Here is a 3101-nt window from a genome sequence, read left to right as displayed (position 1 = left end):
CCCGGGACGCCGGCTTCGGCACCGCCCAGTCGATGCGCCAGCACCTACAGGCAGCGCTCGGCGTCACCCCGACCGCCTACCGCCGTACCTTCCGGGCGGGGGCTGTCGTCGGCGGCAAGGAGTGAGGCGGAGGCGGAGGCACGCGGTCAGATCGTCACGGCACGAACCAGCATCGTGCCCACGGCACGGCCCTCTGGCGGATCGATCACAGAGACGCACACGTCAGAGAAGCCGTACCCCGTCAGGATGCGCCGCCACTGATCCGGGGTGCGGTCGTGCCGCAGTCCGGCTCTGGCAGGCTTGAGCCCCTGACCGCCTGGGGGCAGATGCGAGAAGGCCAGGATGCCCTCCGGGGCCATACGCGAGCGGATCAGCGGGAGCAAGGTGTCCGGATCGACGAACCACACGGCACCAAAGATCGAGAGCACGACATCGAACGTCTCGTCCGTCTCGGTCAGAAACGCCGTCGCTTCCGCCGTGCGGAATTCAAGGCCCGGCAGATCACCCCAGCGCTCCCGCGCGACCAACTCGCGGGCCGGGGCGACGTCCACTCCTTGGCCTGCCGCGCCCAGCGTCACGAGGTGCGCGAGGTTACTACCGCTCCCCGAGCCCAGTTCCAGCACCCGACGTCCGGCGACGGGACCCAGAACGCTCTCGTCCGGCCCGTGGTCGGCGTACTGAGTCCAGTTCAGCCAGGTCGTAGCACCCTTGCCGTTCACGGTCCTGCGAGGCGTGCTCCCGACCGCGTACCTGTCCCATGTCACAACCAAGGACATACGTTGATCCTCTCCGCCACGGGGCCCATCCCAACGTACGGGACAGGCCCCCGCTCACGAGTCGGTACTACTTGGGCGAGTCGTGGCATCCGGCGTGGCACTGGTTGCAGTCGGCCGCGTCCTCCATGCCCCACAGGCCGGGGTCGATCTCGAACCCAGCCGCCTTGATGGCCTTGATCGTCTGTTCCAGAACGAGCGGGCCGCCGCGCTTGCGGTCGCGCCCGTCCTGCTCCGCCTTGTCCTCACTGACGCACTGGCCACCAGCCGCCGTCCCCGTGAGCTCCGGCACGTGGTGGATGTACCGGCCGAAGTGCCGGCTGGTGAAGTGGTGGTACGGGATCGAGTCGAGCATGAACGAGTGCCATGCTTCGTCCACCTGCTCGGACGGGCCCATGAGAACGTCCGGGTTCTCGCCGCACGTGACCAGATAGGCGATGGCCTGTCCGAACTTGGCCTCGGCCAGTTCGCGGGTGTTCCCGGAGTTACGGAGGAGAAGGGCTACCTCCCGCTCCCAGATGTCCGGCGTGACGTACGCCTTCGGGTCACGGATCACTACTGCCGTGCTCATGCTGGCTTGCCTCCACGTAATTGGGGGTCCGTGGTGCTTCGGTCATGTCGCCCGCCCCTGCACTTGCGGCACAGGCACGGCGGCATCAGGCCGGTAGCGAGGGGTTCCCCGCCCTCACCCTCGTACAAGGTCCGTGGCTTGGTCTGAGTGCCGTCGGCTCTCACCGTGTAAGCGCTGATGCGGATGGACATGTCGACCATGTTCCGGATCGGCCATGGCCATTGCGGCGACGTTCGAGGTGTCTCTCGGACGTCATGTCGGCGTCACCCCGAGGGCGTCAAACCGGTGTCATTGGAGGCGTCACGTGGCTACCCTCGAATCATGACGACCACGGCCGAGCGTGAGCGAACCCCCAACGACGTGCTCACCTCCGTACGTAAGTCGATGAACCTCAGCCAAGACGAGTTCGCCCGGGGCTTACGTGACGCAGGCGAGGAGCTCGGGGAACCGAACGACGCCTCCAAACGACTCGTACAGCGCTGGGAGTCCGGGGAGACCAGGACATGCCGCCCGCTGTATGCGCGGGCACTGAAGCGGTTCACCGGCCGCACCCCTGAGTCGCTGGGGTTCGCGATCCCGATGGCGCGCGTCCACTCGGACGGGGCAGGAGGCCACGACATGGAGGCTGGGGAAGTCGGCACGGCTGACGCTGCCTCAAGCCCGGAGCCAGAGCTTCAGAGCGAGTACGCGGGCATCTGGCTGTCCCGGTATGAGTTCTACTCGTCCAGCCGTGACGAGACGTTCGACTGCGAGCACCACGTCGTGATCGTCCAGCATGGCAACCGGCTGACAGCCCAGAGCCTGCCCGGGGCATCGACCAACCCGGACAGCCCGTTGTCCCTGGACCTCACCGTTGACCGGAACGTCGTCACCGGCACGTGGAACGAGCAGACGGCGACCGACGGGTACTACCAGGGAGCCCGGTACCACGGTGCGATTCAGCTGCTCGTGGAGCCGACAGGCCGCCGTATGGCGGGCAAGTGGGTCGGGTTCGGCAAAGACTTCGATGTGAACACGGGCCCGTGGGAGCTGCGCCTACTCGACCGATCGACAGGCCGCGCGAGCATCGAGCGGTACTCGACTACACCGCGGTGAGAGCGTGATTTTGAAGGCTTGGGTCGAGAACTGGCAGGTCGTGGGACGGTGCGGGCCATGGGGAGCCATGGGCACGACTCAACCGCAAGGACGCTCGCGGCGGCATTCCGCGAGGTCCTGGAAGAGGCCCAGTGGGAGCCTGACCAGGGCTTCGAACTGGTGACGGCGACGCTACAGGGCATGAGTGACGGCGTCACGAAGTTGGTGACCGAGGACAACGCCCTGACAGTGTTCGAAACGTGGCCGCTCGGCGATATCCATGTATTCGTTGCTGCTGTGCACAAGACCATCAATCAGCAGCACCCTGCCCAGTCCCCGGGCCGTCGAGCCATGCCCCGCGCCGAGTTCGCCGACGAGGTTCGCCAGCAGTTCCCGTCGTTCCACCGTACTCAGCGAGAACTGCTGGAAGCGCTCGACCAGGCGTTTCCATGCCCCTAACGGATCAGTCGCCTGGCCATGAGGGTGATGAGTGACCAGTTCCGGTGAGCTTCGCTGTGCTGGGGAAGTCTTTCGCAGTCCGTCGCGTTGCGGCGGGCGTTCACGATCCACCCCAGGGTGCGTTCGACGCGCCAACGACGTGGCCCGCCGTACCGTCGTCCCCCCGCACCGCGACGGCGGCCAGGCCCAGTACATCCACCGCCCGGTCCCCGACCCGCAGGTCG

Annotated in this window: 4 protein-coding genes and 2 pseudogenes; 3 read left to right on the top strand and 3 right to left on the bottom strand. The window is 66.7% G+C overall.

Translation table 11 applies throughout. The features are described 5' to 3' along the window. Positions 1-125, top strand: a pseudogene (locus tag AB0P24_RS47740) (AraC family transcriptional regulator); the annotation flags it as partial. A 21-nt stretch (positions 126-146) separates the two neighbouring features. Here AB0P24_RS47740 and AB0P24_RS47735 read toward each other — a convergent pair. Then, positions 147-719: a class I SAM-dependent methyltransferase gene (locus AB0P24_RS47735; RefSeq protein ID WP_365805745.1), complete on the bottom strand. Its 573-nt coding sequence runs from the start codon at positions 717-719 to the stop codon at positions 147-149. Positions 720-843: 124 nt separating this feature from the next. Then, on the bottom strand, positions 844-1344 hold the full coding sequence (locus AB0P24_RS47730) for a hypothetical protein (RefSeq protein WP_365805743.1): 501 nt from the start codon (positions 1342-1344) through the stop codon (positions 844-846). A gap of 321 nt (positions 1345-1665) precedes the next feature. Between AB0P24_RS47730 and AB0P24_RS47725 the strand changes: the two genes are divergently transcribed. Further along, complete coding sequence (locus tag AB0P24_RS47725; protein ID WP_365805741.1) at positions 1666-2439, top strand: XRE family transcriptional regulator; 774 nt, start codon at positions 1666-1668, stop codon at positions 2437-2439. Positions 2440-2496: 57 nt separating this feature from the next. After that, the gene (locus tag AB0P24_RS47720; protein ID WP_365805739.1) at positions 2497-2877 is read left to right on the top strand and encodes a hypothetical protein; all 381 of its coding nucleotides are present in this window, start codon (positions 2497-2499) and stop codon (positions 2875-2877) included. Here the strand turns inward: AB0P24_RS47720 and AB0P24_RS47715 are convergent. After that, positions 2877-3020, bottom strand: a pseudogene (locus tag AB0P24_RS47715) (IS5/IS1182 family transposase); the annotation flags it as partial. The gene AB0P24_RS47720 and the pseudogene AB0P24_RS47715 sit on opposite strands and share 1 nt — an antisense overlap. Positions 3021-3101 lie beyond the last annotated feature (81 nt).

This window comes from Streptomyces sp. NPDC086519 (assembly GCF_040686075.1).
GTDB lineage: Bacteria > Actinomycetota > Actinomycetes > Streptomycetales > Streptomycetaceae > Streptomyces > Streptomyces shenzhenensis.
The sequence above is the reverse complement of the archived record's forward strand: the minus strand, read 5'-3'. Positions and strand labels throughout refer to the sequence as shown.